A 16,117-nucleotide genomic window follows, 5' to 3' on the forward strand; every position below is an offset into this window, starting at 1 on the left:
CACATCCCAACCTGAACGCCTCGTTCAGATTTCGCGACAAACTGTTACGAAAGCCTGCATATACTGACATGAATGCGCGACAATCTGCGGGCAGACCGGCGCCCATGCGCAAACCTCTCGTGGCTCTGGCCCCTCTCGCTCTCGCTTCCGTTCTGCTCGCGGCCTCGCCCGCCCTGGCCCAGATGGGCGATATGGGCGGCGGCATGGGTCAGATGGGCGGCATGGGCGACATGGGCGGCGGTGGCGGTCCGGGCGGTGGCGGCCATCATGGCGGTGACGAGGGCGGCCCTCCGGGCGGGGGGGCGGCTCGTCCGCGTCCGCCCAAGCCGATGAAGCGCAAGGACTACGACAAGATCGTCGAGCAGATGTTCGACGAAGCCGACGCCAACCACGACGGCACGGTGACGGTGGCCGAACTGCATGGTGTGGTCGAGGCCAAGCGCGAGGCGCTGATCCGTGCGCGCTTCACCGCGGTCGACGCCAACCATGACGGCACGATCTCCGCCGACGAGTTCATGGTCTGGCAAAAGCAGATGGGCTCTGCCGCATCGGACGAGGATAGCGCGTTTGGCGACCGCAACGGACCGATCCCCGATGCCATCATGCCCCATACCAAGGACGAGGGCGATCGCATGGCGCTGCGCCTGATCGAGCCGCTGACAGGCACCGTCATCGCCAAGGCGAACACCAATTACGATGCGGGGGTCTCGCTGGCCGAACTGATCGCCTATGAAGGCAAGGCCTTCGAGGCGGCGGACAAGGATCACGACGGCGAACTGTCGATGGACGAGCTGCGCCCGATGGATGGCCCCGATGGCCATCGGGGCGGATTCGGTGGTCGTCGCGGGCCGGGTGGTCCGGGCGAAGGTGGCCCGCCGCCTTCGGAGTAAGGGCCAGGTATTGCGGCGCTGCGGGCGCGGGATGCCACCCACTACGAATTAACCGACAGCGAATAACAGAACGGGGCGGCGAACCATCGGTCCGCCGCCCCGCCATTTTTCCGTTTTCGGTATTTCAGTGGCCGCGGTGTCCGCCGCCCTGGTGGCCGCCACCGCCTTGATGTCCGCCACCCTGCGGGTTGCCGCCGCGGAAGTTGGGCATCTGGTTGCCGCGCTGCGGGTGCATCTCGCCCCGGAACTGGCGGAAGTTGTGCTGGCCCTGCGGCGCATCGCGGCGGAAGTGTCCCGGATCGCCGCGACGATAGCGATGGTCGCGCCCGTTGCCGCGATACCAGAAGTAACCGTCGCTGCCCCAGTAGCCGTCGTAGATCGAGCCGTAATAGCCGTCGTACCAGCCGTCATAGGGATAGGGCGCGCCGTAATCCATGTAGCCGATGCCGCCGCCATAGCCGTAGCCATCGTCGTAACAGCCGGAAAGCGAAGCGACGCCGCCCAGAAGCGCGACGGCAAGTAGTGTCCTTTTCATGGCGACCTCTCGTGTGACCAGTCCGAAGCGCAATTCGCGCCCGCGAAGGCGGGTGGTATGCACCAGTGAACATGTCTGTGTGCTGACTGGTAAACGTACGGAAACACTCGGCGGTTCCGGACAGGCGCCCGAGGCTGGCCCGAGGCTGGCCCGAGGTTGGCCCAAGGTTGGCAAGGCGATGCTGGCGAAAGGCGCGTTTGCGCGCTATGAGCCGCCGCCATCATGGACTCCCCTCTCATGCCCTCGACACATATGTCTCCCGCGACACCTGCTCCGGAAGCCGGACCGTTCACGGTCGCGGCGCTCTATCACTTCACGCCGTTCGCCGATCCGGCCGCCCTGCGTGCGCCGCTGCTGGCGCTGTGCGAGGCGCAAGGGATTTTCGGGACGCTGCTGCTGGCGCGAGAGGGGATCAACGGCACCGTCGCCGGAACCGCGCCCGCGATCGCCGCGCTGCTCGCGCATATCCGTGCGCTGCCGGGGTGCGAGGGGATCGAGGTGAAGTTCTCCGAGGCCTCGGCGATGCCCTTCCACCGCACCAAGGTGCGCGTGAAGAAGGAGATCGTGACGATGGGCGAGCCGGACATCGACCCGACCGCCTCGGTCGGCACCTATGTCGCCCCGCAGGACTGGAACGCGCTGATCTCGGACGCGAACACCATCGTCATCGACACGCGCAACGACTACGAGGTCGCCGCCGGGACGTTCAAAGGCGCCATCGATCCGCAGACCAAGAGCTTCCGCGAGTTTCCGGGCTGGTTCCGGGCCGAGCGCGAGCGCCTGCTCGCCGCCTCGCCCGACGGCACGCCGCCCAGGGTCGCGATGTTCTGCACCGGCGGCATCCGCTGCGAGAAGTCCACCGCGTTCCTCAAGCAGGAGGGCGTCGAGGAGGTCTATCACCTACAGGGCGGCATCCTGAAGTATCTGGAGACCGTGCCCGAGGAAGACAGCCTGTGGCAGGGCGAATGCTTCGTGTTCGACGGGCGGGTGAGCGTGGGCCATGCGCTGGTCGAGGGCGCGCACACGCTGTGCCACGCCTGCCGCCGCCCGGTGAACGAGGCCGAACGCGCCTCGCCGCTCTACGAGGACGGCGTCAGTTGCCCGGCCTGCTACGACGAGCGCACCGACGAACAGCGCGCCGGCTATCGCGAGCGGGCGAGGCAGGAGGCCCTCGCCGCCGCACGCGGGGTGGCGCACGTGGGAGCCAGACGCGACCCTCGCTGAGGCTGGTATTGTACGGGACGGGCGCGTCTGCGCCTGAGTTCTATGTCCGCGAACAGATGCGGATGGCCTGCAAACGTCCCGTTGCCGTTGTTAAAATCCTGTCGTCGTCCCGGCGAAGCTGGGATTCTTTGCGACATCTTCGCACGCCCCTTTCCTCGTCATTCCCGCGAAGGCGGGAATCCAGTAGCGACCTTGCGATAAGGGATGCCTGCCGACCTGATCCCTCCATTCTCGCCCTGGCACAAAACATTACCTCCTGCGCAAGCACCGCACCTGATCGAAAAGGGAAATCCGCCGTGGTGCGATCTCGCCAGCGATCTCGCCAGCGATCTCGGTTTCGACGCGTTGCGCCGACTGGATTCCCGCCTTCGCGGGAATGACGAAAGTTGAAGTGAAGCGGTCGTATGACCGCAATCCACCCATAACAGACGTCGCACTGGCCCACCCCGTTCGGCTAGGTCACTGCGTTCCCAAGCCTTCCGGGCCCTCCCGCAGGCGGGAGGGCAAGGCAAGATCTGGAAGAGCGCAGCGGGGTGGCCAGCCCCAGGCATACCGCTCAGTTCTTCGGGTATACCCCGCCCAGCACCGTCTCGAAGTGGCGGCGGACGTGGGTGTTGCAGTTGCAGGCCCGCTCGGCGAGTTCGATGGGCTTGAGCACCTCGATCCCGCCGCGCCGGGTGCGCAGCAGGCCTTCGGCCTTGAAGCGCTGGAGCACGCGGCTGGCGTAGCTGCGCCCGATGCCCATCATCGAGGCGAGCTGCTCCTGCGTCATCGTCACCTCGTTGCGCCCGATCCGCTCGACCGCGGCGGTCAGCCACTTGGCGGCGCGCTGCTCGATGGTGTGGACGGCATTGCAGGCGATCGACTGGAACACCTGCGCCATCACGCAATCGGCATAGCGCGCAAAGAGATGGCGCACCGCCGCGTTTTCCTGCTTGATCGCGTCGAGTTCACGCACCGGCAGGCGCAGATAGCGACCGCCGTGCAGCACGTTGGCCCGCGCATAGGACGGCAGCGCACCCTGGCTGACGATCCCGCCCAGCGCGCCCTCGCGCCCGACCATGATCGTCTCCACCGCGATCCCGCTGTCCAGCAGCACGAAGTACGAACTGAGCGCGTCGCCGCAGGGGAAATAGCAGTAATCGACGTTGTCGCCGCTCTCGTAGATGACGTGCCCCTGATGAAAGTGCACCTCCTCCAGCCGCGTTTCGAGCTGGTGCCGGTCGGCGTCGAGCAGCACGGCCATGAGGTCGTTGCCAGGTGCCATCGGGGGTTTTCTCCGTCGCTTGAGGCCGGATCGCTCCCTCCTGCTCCCTGTTTTCGGGAGCGCGGACGCATCCGGCGGTTGTCTCGGTTCGACAGGGAAATGCGAGCGCGCGCAGGAGGTTCCCATCTTTCGCCGGATATGGCCACTTTTGAACAGACACCGGTGCAATAGAGGCATAAACGTTCACCAGGAACATTTCCCGGCCTCGGGCATTTGCGGATACCGTAAGGTTTTCCCAGACCGCCGCGCGACATAAGTCCATCGGCTCAGGGACTTGCCAGATCTTGCATGCACGGGCGCTTGCAGGAAACTTCGTTTGCTATACGGGAGCGTGATGCGGATCGTTGACCACCTGTCGGGAGGCCTGCACGACACCGCTTTTCGGTGCATGCTCGCCCCAACTCTCTTCTCCACGTCGGCCTGCGTTCCGGCGCTCGAGGGCCTGTCGGCATGACCGAGACCATGCCTTCCGCCCATGATACGGCCACCGTCGACCTGACGACCTGCGATCTCGAGCCGATCCACATCATCGGCCGCATCCAGAGCTTCGGCTGGCTGATCTCGTTCTCCAGCGACTGGATCATCAACCACGTCTCGATGAACTGCGAGGCGCTGTTCGGCGAGGCTCCGCAGGACATGGTGGGCGTGCCCGCCGCCGGGTTCCTGTCGCCCAGCGCGCTGCACGATATCCGCTCGCGCCTGCAGGTGCTGGGCCACGGCGGCAGCGTGGAGCGCCTGTTCGAGGTGGACCTGCGCGGCGACGGGCGGCTGTTCGACCTCGCCATCCATGCCTCGGGCCGCTCGTTCGTGGTCGAGATCGAACCGCATGAAGGCGGGCGCCGCCGCGATTACGTGAGCTACGTGCGCCCGATGATCGACCGGCTGCGCGATGCGGAAAGCGTCGAGAAGCTCTGCGCCTCTGCCGCCCGCCACTTGCGCGGGCTGACCGGCTTCGACCGGGTGATGGTCTACCGCTTCGATGCCGACGGCGCGGGCGAGGTGATCGCCGAGAGCCTGAACGGCATGGTCGACAGCTTCAAGGGCCAGCACTTTCCGGCGTCCGACATCCCGGCGCAGGCGCGCAGGCTCTACACCCGCAACATGCTGCGCATCATCACCGACGTCGACGATCCCACGGTGCCGATCCATCCCGCCACCGGGCCGAGCGGCGAGCCGCTGGACCTGTCGATGTCGGGCCTGCGCGCGGTCTCGCCGATCCATATCGAGTACTTGCGCAACATGGGCGTCAAGGCGTCGATGTCGGTCTCGATCATGCGGCGCGGCAAGCTGTGGGGGCTGATGGCCTGCCACCATTACGCGCCCTTGCGCCTGTCCTATTCGGTCCGCACCGCCAGCGAACTGTTCGGCGAGTTCTTCGCCTATCTGCTCGACCAGAAGGAAACCGACGCGGCGATGGGCATGCGGCTCGATTCGCTGCGCCTGCATGACGAGATCATGGCCCGCGTTGCCGCCGGCGGCACGCTGGTCGATGCCTTCGGCGACTTCTCGCTCTCGATCGGCCGGGTGATCCCCTTCGACGGCGCCGTGGCGTGGATCGATGGCGAGTTCATGCGCTACGGCGTCACGCCCGACGAGGCACAGTTCTCGAAACTGGCGCGCTTCCTCAACACCGCAGGCGCCAGCACGGTGTGGTCCACCGACCGCATCGCCACGCTGTTCGAGCCTGCCGCCGAATGGGCGGACCGCGCCGCAGGGCTGCTGGCGCTGCCGGTCAGCCGCACCCCGCGCGACTACATCGTGCTGTTCCGGCAGGAACATGTGCGCGAGGTCAAATGGGCGGGCAATCCCGAAAAGCCGGTGGAGCTTGGCCCCAACGGCGCGCGCCTGACGCCGCGCAGCAGTTTCGAGCTGTGGAAGGAAGAGCGCCGGGGCCAGTCGCGCCCGTGGACCGAGGAGGAAGTGCAGGCCGCCGATGCGCTGCGCGTCACCCTGCTCGAAGTCGTGCTGCGCCTGGCCGAAATCGCCAATGCCGAGCGTGACAAGGCCCATCGCCAGCAGGACATGCTGATCGCGGAACTGAACCACCGCGTGCGCAATATCCTCAACCTGATCCGGGGGCTCGTCACCCAGAGCAAGGACGGCGCGAAGACGATCGACGACTTTGCCGAGATCGTCGGCAGCCGCATCCACGCGCTGGCCCGCGCCCACGATCAGGTGACGCAGACCGACTGGTCGCCGTCCTCGATCTACAATCTCATCCGCACCGAGACCGACGCCTACGCCAGCCACAGTCTCGACCGGGTGGTGATCGAGGGGCCGGACGCGATGATCGCGCCCAGCGCCTTCACCACGCTGGCGCTGGTGATCCACGAACTGATGACCAATTCGTGCAAGTACGGTGCGCTCTCGGATTCGCGCGGTACGGTCAACGTGGTGCTGTCGCGCGGGGACGACAGCTCGCTGGAGATCGACTGGCGCGAAAGCGGCGGGCCGCCGGTGAAAGCCCCGACCCGGCGCGGCTTCGGCTCGACCATCATCGAGCGCACGATCCCGCACGAGTTGGGCGGCAGCGCCTCGGTGGTCTATCCCGAAAGCGGCCTGCACGCGCTGTTCCTGATCCCCGACGAGCACATCGCGACTTTCGCCACGCCCACCGCCTCCCCGCGCGACCCCGGCCCGGTGCCGACCGAGAGCGAGATGCGCGACGACGGCTTCTTCAAGGGGGCCGCGCTGATCGTGGAAGACAATGTGATCATCGCCATGGAGGCCGAGGACCTGCTGCGCGGGATCGGCTTCGAGGACTGCCGCATCGCCGGATCGGTGCGCGGCGCGCTCGACCTGATCGCCGAGACCGAGATCAGCTTCGCCATGCTCGACGTCAATCTGGGCAAGGATACCAGCGAACCGGTGGCAAGGGCGCTGTACGAGCGGGCGATCCCGTTCATCTTCGCCAGCGGCTATGGCGAGAACGCGATCCAGTCGGCAGACCTCGGCAACGTGCCCACCGTCACCAAGCCCTATTCCGAGCGCGACGTGAAGAACGCCGTGGTGCGGCTGATGCAGGACCGGCTATAGGAAGAGGCCGATGGGGCAGGGCGGGTAGAGCGGGGCAGGGCGGTCCCGCCAGCGCCCCACCTTGACCCGGTCCCGCCAATCCCTACAGGCGCGCATCCCCTGCGGGTTCGCTCATGGGGCAGTACAAGGCTGAACATTGTCATTCGGCAAGGTTTGTCGCGGTTTTCCAGTGCGTTCGCGTGTCGGAAAGCGAGTCGGTGAACCGGGTTCGGGCCGGTCTTTCGGGGCGCATCGCGCGATTCGAAAAGGCGCAGGGCTCCGACCGTCAGGTGGCAAAGTAATCCGGTGCAGGGCGCCGGGTGGAGTGTTTTCGGCTCATGTGCGGCAAGGCTAACGCCTGCAGCTGTGGTTCTTCCGGTTTTCCGGTGAAGGGCCGTTGCAGGGGCGAAAAGCCGGTGCTGCACCTGACCTTCTTCTCTCTTCCCGTCGAAATGGACCGGCCCCGTACAGCGCTTATGCGTTTCATCGGGGGTGCGAAGGGTGCGTGCCGTGGTTCGTGGATCTGCTGGAAGATCTGCAAGGAATACGCGGCCCGGATCCATCGCACTCCAAAAATTCGAAAGAAGAGTATAGATGCCCACTATCAACCAGCTGGTCCGCAAGGGCCGCGAGCCGCAGAAGGCCAAGTCCAAGGTCCCTGCGATGGAGCAGAACCCGCAGAAGCGCGGCGTTTGCACCCGCGTCTACACGACCACCCCGAAGAAGCCGAACTCGGCACTTCGCAAGGTCGCCAAGGTCCGTCTGACCAACAGCCGCGAAGTCATCTCGTACATTCCGGGTGAAGGCCACAACCTGCAGGAGCACTCGGTTGTGCTCATCCGCGGCGGCCGCGTCCGCGATCTTCCCGGCGTTCGCTACCACATCCTGCGCGGCGTGCTCGACACGCAGGGCGTCAAGGATCGCAAGCAGAGCCGCTCGAAGTACGGCGCCAAGCGTCCGAAGTGACCATGCCGGGGGCATGGTCATCCCAGCGAAAGCTGGGATCGCTGGCCTCCGAAGCTAAGGTCGGTTGAAACAGTTTATCGACGTCGCGCAAGGCCGGTAGCGGTCCCAGCTTTCGCTGGGATGACGGGCTCCAAGGCACAAGCGGCGGTCTAATGAAGGAATTTGCGACATGTCACGTCGTCGTCGTCCCGAGAAGCGGGAAATCCTGCCTGATCCCAAGTTCGGTGATCTGGTTCTGTCGAAGTTCATGAACAACCTCATGCTCGACGGCAAGAAGTCGGTCGCCGAATCGATCGTCTATGGCGCCATGACCACCATGGAAACCCGCGCCAAGGCCGATCCGGTCCAGCTGTTCCACGATGCGCTGAACAACGTGAAGCCGCAGATCGAAGTCCGCAGCCGCCGCGTCGGTGGTGCGACCTACCAGGTTCCGGTCGAGGTTCGCCCCGAGCGCGCCCAGGCTCTCGCCATCCGCTGGCTGATCTCGGCGGCGCGCAACCGTCCCGAGACCACCATGGCGGCGCGTCTGTCGGGTGAGCTGCTCGACGCCGCGAACAACCGCGGCAACGCGGTGAAGAAGCGCGAAGACACGCACCGCATGGCGGATGCGAACCGCGCGTTCTCGCACTACCGCTGGTAAGTCTTGCGGTGATGCCCGGACGGCCGTCTCCTTCCTTCATTCTTCACGGGATGAAGGCAGGGGGCTGGTCATCCGGGCGTCACACTTTTATTTCAGGGGGCAAGGTCTTATCTCTAGGCCGCTTCCGCTCCCGAAACCCTCGCTAAGGATTCTCCCATGGCACGCAGCCATCCGCTGAATATGTACCGTAACATCGGTATCATGGCGCACATCGATGCTGGCAAGACCACCACGACCGAGCGTATCCTCTACTACACCGGCAAGTCCTACAAGATCGGCGAAGTCCACGACGGCGCCGCGACCATGGACTGGATGGAGCAGGAGCAGGAGCGCGGCATCACGATCACGTCGGCCGCGACGACCTGTTTCTGGACCGCCGAGGGCCAGGAATACCGCATCAACATCATCGACACCCCCGGACACGTCGACTTCACCATCGAAGTCGAGCGTTCGCTGCGCGTGCTCGACGGTGCTGTGGCATGCTTCGACGGCGTTGCCGGCGTTGAGCCGCAGTCGGAAACCGTGTGGCGCCAGGCCGACAAGTACGGCGTGCCGCGCATGTGCTTCATCAACAAGCTCGACCGCACCGGCGCGAACTTCAAGTACTGCGTGCAGTCGATCATCGACCGCCTCGGTGCGACGCCTGCCGTGCTCTACATCCCGATCGGTCTCGAGTCGGACCTGAAGGGTCTGGTCGATCTCGTGCACAACCGCGCGATCATCTGGAAGGACGAGTCGCTGGGCGCCGAGTTCTTCTACGAAGAGATCCCGGCTGAGCTCGCTGACGAAGCCGAAGAGTATCGCATGAAGCTCATCGAGCTCGCCGTCGAACAGGACGACGAGGCGATGGAAGCCTACCTCGAAGGCAACGAGCCCGACGTCGCAACGCTCAAGAAGCTGATCCGCAAGGGTACGCTGGGCCATGCGTTCGTGCCGGTCGTCTGCGGTTCGGCGTTCAAGAACAAGGGCGTGCAGCCCCTGCTCGACGCCGTTGTCGACTACCTGCCTTCGCCGCTCGACATCGAAGACGTCCAGGGCGTCAAGGTCGACAGCGACGAGGCCGACAGCCGTCCGCCCAAGGACGACGCACCGTTCTCGGCGCTCGCGTTCAAGGTCATGAACGATCCGTTCGTGGGCTCGCTCACCTTCTGCCGCATCTACTCGGGCACGCTCTCGAAGGGTTCGTACCTGAACTCGGTGAAGCAGAAGAAGGAAAAGGTCGGTCGTATCCTCGAGATGCACGCCAACGAGCGTAAGGACATCGAAGAGGCTTACGCAGGCGACATCGTCGCGCTCGCCGGCATGAAGGAAACCACCACGGGCGACACGCTCTGCGCGGAAAAGGCGCCGATCGTGCTCGAGCGCATGGAATTCCCCGAGCCGGTCATCGAGCTGTCGGTGGAGCCCAAGACCAAGGCCGACCAGGAGAAGATGGGCGTCGCGCTCAACCGTCTCTCGGCCGAGGACCCCTCGTTCCGCGTCTCGACCGACCACGAATCGGGCCAGACCATCATCAAGGGCATGGGCGAGCTTCACCTCGACATCATCGTCGATCGCATGCGTCGCGAGTTCAAGGTCGAAGCCAACGTCGGTGCGCCGCAGGTGGCCTACCGCGAATACCTCGGCAAGCCTGTCGATGTGGACTACACCCACAAGAAGCAGTCGGGCGGTACGGGTCAGTTCGGTCGCGTGAAGGTCAAGGTCACGCCGGGCGAGCGCGGTTCGGGCATCACCTTCAAGGACGAGATCAAGGGCGGTAACATTCCGAAGGAATATATCCCCGCGATCGAAAAGGGCATGCGCGAAACCGCTGCCTCGGGCTCGCTGGTCGGCTTCCCGATCATCGACTTCGAAATCGTCCTCTACGACGGTTCGTACCACGACGTCGACTCGAGCGCGCTGGCGTTCGAAATCGCCGGTCGCGGTGCCATGCGTGAAGTCGCCCAGAAGGCCGGCATCAAGCTGCTCGAACCGATCATGAAGGTCGAGGTCGTGACCCCGGAAGAGTTCATGGGCGACGTCATCGGCGACCTCAACTCGCGTCGTGGCCAGATCCAGGGCACCGACACCCGTGGTAACGCACAGGTCGTGGAGGCGAACACGCCGCTCGCGAACATGTTCGGCTACGTGAACTCGCTGCGCTCCTTCACCCAGGGTCGCGCGAACTATTCGATGATCTTCTCCCACTACGACGAAGTCCCGGCGAACGTCGCGGCCGAAGTCAAGGAGAAGCTCGCCTAAGGGCGGGTTTCAAGGAGAAGCTTGCCTGCGGGCAAGAAAGGTTTTAGGGGCGGCGCCTGATTCCATGGGAGCCGCTCCGATACCCGCGGATTCAAATTCAAGACGAAAGAAGGTTTGAAAATGGCCAAGGCAAAATTCGAGCGGAACAAGCCGCACTGCAACATCGGCACCATCGGTCACGTCGACCACGGCAAGACCACGCTGACTGCCGCCATCACCAAGGTGATGTCGGAGACCTTCGGTGGTGAAGCCGTTGACTTCGCGAACATCGACAAGGCTCCGGAAGAGCGCGAGCGCGGCATCACGATCTCGACCGCACACGTCGAGTACGAGACCGACGCCCGTCACTACGCACACGTCGACTGCCCGGGTCACGCTGACTACGTGAAGAACATGATCACCGGTGCTGCCCAGATGGACGGCGCGATCCTGGTTGTGAACGCTGCTGACGGCCCGATGCCGCAGACCCGCGAGCACATCCTGCTCGCTCGCCAGGTTGGCGTGCCGCAGCTCGTCGTGTTCATGAACAAGGTCGACCAGGTTGACGATCCGGAGCTGCTCGAGCTCGTCGAACTCGAAGTTCGCGAACTGCTCTCGTCGTACGACTTCGACGGCGACAACATTCCGATCATCATGGGTTCGGCTCTCGCCGCTCTCGAAGGTCGTGACGACAACATCGGCAAGGAAAAGATCCTTGAGCTGATGTCGGCAGTCGACACCTTCATCCCGCAGCCGCCGCGCCCCACCGACAAGCCCTTCCTGATGCCCGTCGAGGACGTGTTCTCGATCTCGGGTCGTGGTACGGTTGTGACCGGCCGCGTCGAGACCGGCATCGTCAAGGTTGGTGAAGAAGTCGAAGTCGTGGGTATCCGCGACACGCAGAAGACCACCGTCACCGGCGTTGAAATGTTCCGCAAGCTGCTCGACCAGGGTGAAGCCGGCGACAACATCGGCGCACTGGTTCGTGGCCTGAAGCGCGACGACGTTGAGCGTGGCCAGGTTCTCTGCAAGCCCGGCACCGTGAAGCCGCACACCGAGTTCTCGGCTGAGGTTTACGTCCTGTCGAAGGACGAAGGTGGCCGTCACACGCCGTTCTTCGCGAACTACCGTCCGCAGTTCTACTTCCGCACCACGGACGTCACCGGTGAGGTTATCCTCCCCGAGGGCACCGAGATGGTGATGCCGGGCGACAACGTGACCATCTCGGTCAAGCTGATCGCACCGATCGCCATGGACGAAGGCCTCCGCTTCGCAATCCGCGAAGGCGGCCGCACCGTCGGTTCGGGCGTCGTTGCCTCGATCACGAAGTAATTCGCTGATCGTCAGCTTCGGCTGAGACACGAAAGGCCCGGTCTTCCGATAAGGAAGACCGGGCCTTTTCGTTTGTCCGGAGCGGATGCGCTTGCTTTGCAGAGATCGAGCGGAGGGGGCGCCTCCCGGCAAGCCGTCAGGGCGCGCGCTGTTCGCCTTGACCGATCTTCCAGGCGTCCGAGTTCTTCGGTGCCTCGGGAATGCTCTTGAGGTCGATGTAGTAGACCGGCGGCGGGACATGGCCGAAGGGGATGGTGATGCACGGCCCCAGGCATCCCGGTATGCCGCTGACGTCGGGGGCGTGCAGGGCGCCGTCGCGGGTGCTCTCGTCCACCGACTTCGACGGCGAGACGCGCTGGCTTTCGCCGTCGCCACCGTGCGAGCACACGACGATGGTGCCGCCGTCTTCACCGCTGCTGGCCTTTGCGGCCTGGCGGCAGGCATCGTCGACCGCCCCGCCGGCGGGGTTGGGGGTTGTCGCATGAGCTGTCAGTGTCGTCGTGTCGTCGCCCAGATCCACAGGGATGGCCTGCGCGGTGGGCGCATAGGGGTCCTGTGTCGCAAAGGCGAGGTTCGGCGCAAGTATTGCAAAGGCCAGTGGGCCAAGCGCGCCGGAAAAGGTCTTGAGGGATTGCATTGGGAAAAAGGCATCCAGTAGGCGTCGCTCCGCCTATCTAGGTGGGGGCGGGGCTACCGGGAAGGGGTGGCACTGTAATACTGTGTCGCGCGCGGGAAACCGGCTGCGACACGCAAATCAGGGCTTGCCCGACTCGGCCTTCGCGTGTAGGGGCGCGGTTCGAATTTGACGGGACCTCGCGTCCTTTGGCTCTTTCTCATCGGTAGTAGGTAATGGAAGCTCAGAACATCCGTATCCGCCTCAAGGCGTTTGATCACCGCGTGCTCGACCAGGCCACTGGCGAAATCGCCGACACGGCACGCCGCACCGGCGCTCTGATTCGTGGCCCCATTCCTCTTCCGACGAAGATCGAGAAGTTCACGGTCAACCGCGGCCCGCACATCGACAAGAAGTCGCGCGAGCAGTTCGAGGTCCGTACCTACAAGCGTCTGCTTGACATCGTGCAGCCCAACGCTGCCACTGTCGACGCGCTGATGAAGCTGGACCTCGCGGCCGGCGTGAACGTCGAGATCAAGCTGGCCTAAGCCGGCGAACGGGGCGGCCTGGAAGGGTTGCCCCGATGGTCCTTTCCGATCGGACCTAAACTAGATCGAGGAATACTTGTCGGCCATGATGGCCGGCTTTGCAGGGAGAAACCTGCAGAGACAGCGCCCTGAGGGAATAGCCCGAAGGGACACAAGGGATACCTCCGGCGAGGCTTTCGGGTCTTGTTCGGGAATGCGTCCCCCGTCTCGCTTCCGCAGTCTGCAAGGGCTGGCAGGGAGCACCTGACCCGGACGGGGTTCGTATCACACACAGGGTTGGACATGCGTACGGGGGATGGTCCTGCGTACGCCTCTGTAAGGAGTAAGGTCATGCGTACCGGCGTGATCGCAAAGAAAGTCGGGATGACCCGCCTGTTCCAGGAGGACGGTCGCCACGTGCCCGTCACCGTCCTGGCGCTGGAGGATTGCCAGGTCGTCTCCGTCCGTACCGAAGAGCGTGACGGCTACGTCGCCGTTCAGCTCGGTGCCGGCGAAGCCAAGCAGAAGAACGTTGCCAAGCCGCAGCGTGAACACTTCGCGAAGGCTCAGGTTCCCCTCAAGATGCGCGTCGCGGAATTCCGCGTCGCCGACGACGCCCTCCTCGAGGTTGGCGCGACGATTGCGGCTTCGCACTTCGTTCCGGGCCAGCTCGTCGACGTGGGCGGCCACACCCAGGGTAAGGGCTTCCAGGGCGCTATGAAGCGCTGGGGCTTCGGCGGTATGCGCGCCACCCACGGTGTGTCGATCTCGCACCGTGCGCATGGTTCGACGGGTAACCGTCAGGATCCGGGCAAGGTGTTCAAGAACAAGAAGATGGCCGGCCACATGGGCGACCGTCAGCGCACCCAGCAGAACCTCGAAATCGTCCGCGTGGACGATGAGCGTGGCCTGATCTTCGTCAAGGGCTCGGTCCCGGGCGCGAAGAATTCGTGGCTCACCGTTGCGGACGCCGTCAAGGTCGACCGCCACGCCGAGGCTCCGTACCCCGCCGGCATCAAGTCGGTGGCGAACAGCAACGACACGGCCGCTGCCGAGACCCCCGCTGACGTGGCGGCTCCCGAAGCGACCGAAGGCCAGGAGGGCTAATCATGAAGGTTCAGGTCCTCAACATCGACGGTTCGGCCGGTAACGGCGACATCGAACTTTCGGACGACGTGTTCGGCCTCGAGCCGCGCGCGGACATCCTGCACCGCGTCGTCACCTGGCAGCTCGAGAACCGTCGCGGCATCGCCCGCGCGACCCGCGAGCGTTCGGACGTTGCCCGCACGGGTAAGAAGTTCGGCAACCAGAAGGGCGGCGGTTCGGCTCGTCACGGCGATCGTGCGGCCCCGGTGTTCATCGGCGGTGGTAAGGCTCACGGTGCCCGTCGCCGCGAGTTCAACATCTCGCTGAACAAGAAGATCCGCGCACTCGGTCTGAAGATGGCTCTGTCGTCGAAGGCGCAGGGCGGTCTCGTGATCGTCGACACCCTGGACGTGGCGGATGCCAAGACCAAGGCTCTGGCCGGTCAGCTCGCCAAGGCGAACTTCGGCAAGAAGGTGCTGATCGTGGACGGTGAGCAGGTCAACGAGGGCTTCGCCCGCGCTGCCCGCAACATCGTCGGCGTGAACGTGCTCCCGGCCATGGGCGCCAACGTCTATGACATCCTGAAGCACGACACGCTGGTGCTGACGCGCGCTGCTGTCGAAAAGCTGGAGGCGCGTTTCAATGGCTAAGTCCACTGTGAACATCCGTCACTACGACGTGATCCTCGCACCGCACATCACCGAGAAGTCGACGCTCCTTTCGGAGAACAACGCGGTCGTCTTCAAGGTTGCCGGCGATGCGACCAAGCCCGAGATCAAGGCTGCCGTCGAGGCACTGTTCGACCGCAAGGTCGCCAGCGTCAACACGCTCGTCACCAAGGGCAAGACCAAGCGCTGGCGCGGTAAGGAATACCGCCGCAGCGACGTGAAGAAGGCGATCGTCACTCTGGCTGCCGGTGAGCAGCCGATCGACATCACCGAAGGCGTACGGGGCTGATCCGATGGCACTTAAGCATTACAACCCGACCAGCCCGGCCCGCCGCGGCCTGGTCCTCGTCGACAAGTCGTCGCTCTGGAAGGGCAAGCCCGTCAAGGCGCTGACCGAAGGCAAGAGCAAGACCGGCGGTCGTAACAACAAGGGTCATGTCACCTCGCGTGGCATCGCCGGTGGTCACAAGCAGAAGTACCGCTTCATCGACTTCAAGCGTCGCAAGTGGGACATGGAAGCGACCGTCGAGCGTCTTGAGTACGATCCCAACCGTACGGCGTTCATCGCTCTGGTGACCTACACCGACGGCGAGCAGACCTACATCATCGCGCCGCAGCGTCTTTCGGTCGGCGACGTCATCGTCGCTGGCGAGAAGACCGACGTGAAGCCCGGCAACGCCATGCTTCTGTCGCAGATGCCGGTCGGCACGATCTGCCACAACGTCGAGATGAAGCCCGGCAAGGGCGGTCAGATCGCCCGTTCGGCAGGCACCTATGTGCAGGTCGTCGGTCGTGACCGCGGCATGGTCATCGTTCGCCTGAACTCGGGTGAACAGCGTTACCTGCGCGGCGATTGCATGGGCACCGTGGGCGCCGTGTCGAACCCCGACAACGGCAACCAGACCCTCGCAAAGGCCGGCCGCAAGCGCTGGATGGGCCGTCGCCCGCTGACCCGCGGTGTCGCCAAGAACCCGGTCGATCACCCGCACGGTGGTGGTGAAGGCCGTACCTCGGGTGGTCGTCACCCGGTTACGCCCTGGGGCAAGCCGACCAAGGGTGCTCGCACTCGCAACAACAAGCAGACGGACAAGCTCATCATCCGTTCGCGCCACGCCAAGAAGAAGAGGTAAGACA

16 protein-coding genes are annotated in these 16,117 nt (G+C 64.5%); 13 read left to right on the forward strand and 3 right to left on the reverse strand.

What is annotated here, in order from left to right; genetic code table 11:
• Nucleotides 1-119: 119 nt before the first annotated feature.
• The gene (locus CI805_RS05835; protein WP_313958532.1) at nt 120-890 is read left to right on the forward strand and encodes an EF-hand domain-containing protein; all 771 of its coding nucleotides are present in this window, start codon (nt 120-122) and stop codon (nt 888-890) included.
• A gap of 124 nt (nt 891-1,014) precedes the next feature.
• Here the strand turns inward: CI805_RS05835 and CI805_RS05840 are convergent, their stop codons facing one another.
• Nucleotides 1,015-1,425, reverse strand: a complete 411-nt coding sequence (locus tag CI805_RS05840) for a hypothetical protein (RefSeq protein ID WP_260927065.1) — start codon at nt 1,423-1,425, stop codon at nt 1,015-1,017.
• A 237-nt stretch (nt 1,426-1,662) separates the two neighbouring features.
• On the opposite strand from CI805_RS05840, the gene CI805_RS05845 reads away from it, so the two are divergent.
• A complete protein-coding gene (locus CI805_RS05845; RefSeq protein WP_260927066.1) occupies nt 1,663-2,649 on the forward strand; it encodes a rhodanese-related sulfurtransferase in 987 nt (328 codons plus the stop codon).
• 204 nt (nt 2,650-2,853) lie between these two features.
• Nucleotides 2,854-3,039, forward strand: coding sequence for a hypothetical protein (locus tag CI805_RS05850; protein WP_260927067.1), 186 nt, complete (start codon nt 2,854-2,856; stop codon nt 3,037-3,039).
• A 166-nt stretch (nt 3,040-3,205) separates the two neighbouring features.
• Here CI805_RS05850 and CI805_RS05855 read toward each other — a convergent pair whose 3' ends face one another.
• A complete protein-coding gene (locus CI805_RS05855) occupies nt 3,206-3,916 on the reverse strand; it encodes a Crp/Fnr family transcriptional regulator (protein ID WP_260927068.1) in 711 nt (236 codons plus the stop codon).
• Between the two features lie 450 nt (nt 3,917-4,366).
• On the opposite strand from CI805_RS05855, the gene CI805_RS05860 reads away from it, so the two are divergent.
• The 5 genes from CI805_RS05860 (at nt 4,367) to tuf (ending at nt 12,089) form a co-directional block, all read left to right on the forward strand.
• Nucleotides 4,367-6,952: an HWE histidine kinase domain-containing protein gene (locus tag CI805_RS05860; protein WP_260927069.1), complete on the forward strand. Its 2,586-nt coding sequence runs from the start codon at nt 4,367-4,369 to the stop codon at nt 6,950-6,952.
• A 573-nt stretch (nt 6,953-7,525) separates the two neighbouring features.
• The gene (rpsL, locus tag CI805_RS05865; RefSeq protein WP_007011879.1) at nt 7,526-7,897 is read left to right on the forward strand and encodes a 30S ribosomal protein S12; all 372 of its coding nucleotides are present in this window, start codon (nt 7,526-7,528) and stop codon (nt 7,895-7,897) included.
• A gap of 169 nt (nt 7,898-8,066) precedes the next feature.
• The gene (gene rpsG, locus CI805_RS05870) at nt 8,067-8,537 is read left to right on the forward strand and encodes a 30S ribosomal protein S7 (RefSeq protein WP_260927074.1); all 471 of its coding nucleotides are present in this window, start codon (nt 8,067-8,069) and stop codon (nt 8,535-8,537) included.
• A gap of 156 nt (nt 8,538-8,693) precedes the next feature.
• Nucleotides 8,694-10,778 (forward strand): elongation factor G, encoded by a 2,085-nt coding sequence (fusA, locus tag CI805_RS05875; RefSeq protein WP_260927077.1) that lies wholly within the window; start codon nt 8,694-8,696, stop codon nt 10,776-10,778.
• A 120-nt stretch (nt 10,779-10,898) separates the two neighbouring features.
• On the forward strand, nt 10,899-12,089 hold the full coding sequence (tuf, locus tag CI805_RS05880) for an elongation factor Tu (RefSeq protein ID WP_260927079.1): 1,191 nt from the start codon (nt 10,899-10,901) through the stop codon (nt 12,087-12,089).
• Between the two features lie 136 nt (nt 12,090-12,225).
• Here the strand turns inward: tuf and CI805_RS05885 are convergent, their stop codons facing one another.
• Nucleotides 12,226-12,726 carry a hypothetical protein gene (locus CI805_RS05885; RefSeq protein WP_260927081.1) on the reverse strand — a complete coding sequence of 167 codons (501 nt, stop codon included), beginning with the start codon at nt 12,724-12,726 and terminating at the stop codon, nt 12,226-12,228.
• Between the two features lie 212 nt (nt 12,727-12,938).
• On the opposite strand from CI805_RS05885, the gene rpsJ reads away from it, so the two are divergent.
• From rpsJ to rplB, 5 genes are all read left to right on the forward strand, one after another.
• Nucleotides 12,939-13,250 (forward strand): 30S ribosomal protein S10, encoded by a 312-nt coding sequence (rpsJ, locus tag CI805_RS05890; protein WP_007011873.1) that lies wholly within the window; start codon nt 12,939-12,941, stop codon nt 13,248-13,250.
• 330 nt (nt 13,251-13,580) lie between these two features.
• Nucleotides 13,581-14,336 carry a 50S ribosomal protein L3 gene (gene rplC, locus CI805_RS05895; RefSeq protein WP_260927086.1) on the forward strand — a complete coding sequence of 252 codons (756 nt, stop codon included), beginning with the start codon at nt 13,581-13,583 and terminating at the stop codon, nt 14,334-14,336.
• 2 nt (nt 14,337-14,338) lie between these two features.
• Nucleotides 14,339-14,965: a 50S ribosomal protein L4 gene (gene rplD, locus CI805_RS05900; protein WP_260927088.1), complete on the forward strand. Its 627-nt coding sequence runs from the start codon at nt 14,339-14,341 to the stop codon at nt 14,963-14,965.
• The gene (locus tag CI805_RS05905) at nt 14,958-15,272 is read left to right on the forward strand and encodes a 50S ribosomal protein L23 (RefSeq protein WP_260927097.1); all 315 of its coding nucleotides are present in this window, start codon (nt 14,958-14,960) and stop codon (nt 15,270-15,272) included. Before rplD ends, CI805_RS05905 begins: the two co-directional genes overlap by 8 nt.
• Before the next feature lie 4 nt (nt 15,273-15,276).
• A complete protein-coding gene (rplB, locus tag CI805_RS05910; RefSeq protein ID WP_260927098.1) occupies nt 15,277-16,113 on the forward strand; it encodes a 50S ribosomal protein L2 in 837 nt (278 codons plus the stop codon).
• Nucleotides 16,114-16,117: the final 4 nt, after the last annotated feature.

Origin of the sequence: Novosphingobium sp. 9, from assembly GCF_025340265.1 — a bacterium.
GTDB lineage: Bacteria > Pseudomonadota > Alphaproteobacteria > Sphingomonadales > Sphingomonadaceae > Novosphingobium.

Coding starts and splice junctions, on each gene's coding strand:
- CI805_RS05855 (WP_260927068.1), bottom strand. CDS start 3,916: ATGGCACCTGGCAACGACCTCATGGCCGTGCTGCTCGACGCCGACCGG.
- rpsG (WP_260927074.1), top strand. CDS start 8,067: ATGTCACGTCGTCGTCGTCCCGAGAAGCGGGAAATCCTGCCTGATCCC.
- CI805_RS05885 (WP_260927081.1), bottom strand. CDS start 12,726: ATGCAATCCCTCAAGACCTTTTCCGGCGCGCTTGGCCCACTGGCCTTT.
- CI805_RS05840 (WP_260927065.1), bottom strand. CDS start 1,425: ATGAAAAGGACACTACTTGCCGTCGCGCTTCTGGGCGGCGTCGCTTCG.
- CI805_RS05905 (WP_260927097.1), top strand. CDS start 14,958: ATGGCTAAGTCCACTGTGAACATCCGTCACTACGACGTGATCCTCGCA.
- rplB (WP_260927098.1), top strand. CDS start 15,277: ATGGCACTTAAGCATTACAACCCGACCAGCCCGGCCCGCCGCGGCCTG.
- tuf (WP_260927079.1), top strand. CDS start 10,899: ATGGCCAAGGCAAAATTCGAGCGGAACAAGCCGCACTGCAACATCGGC.
- CI805_RS05860 (WP_260927069.1), top strand. CDS start 4,367: ATGACCGAGACCATGCCTTCCGCCCATGATACGGCCACCGTCGACCTG.
- rplD (WP_260927088.1), top strand. CDS start 14,339: ATGAAGGTTCAGGTCCTCAACATCGACGGTTCGGCCGGTAACGGCGAC.
- CI805_RS05850 (WP_260927067.1), top strand. CDS start 2,854: ATGCCTGCCGACCTGATCCCTCCATTCTCGCCCTGGCACAAAACATTA.
- rpsJ (WP_007011873.1), top strand. CDS start 12,939: ATGGAAGCTCAGAACATCCGTATCCGCCTCAAGGCGTTTGATCACCGC.
- fusA (WP_260927077.1), top strand. CDS start 8,694: ATGGCACGCAGCCATCCGCTGAATATGTACCGTAACATCGGTATCATG.
- rpsL (WP_007011879.1), top strand. CDS start 7,526: ATGCCCACTATCAACCAGCTGGTCCGCAAGGGCCGCGAGCCGCAGAAG.
- rplC (WP_260927086.1), top strand. CDS start 13,581: ATGCGTACCGGCGTGATCGCAAAGAAAGTCGGGATGACCCGCCTGTTC.
- CI805_RS05845 (WP_260927066.1), top strand. CDS start 1,663: ATGCCCTCGACACATATGTCTCCCGCGACACCTGCTCCGGAAGCCGGA.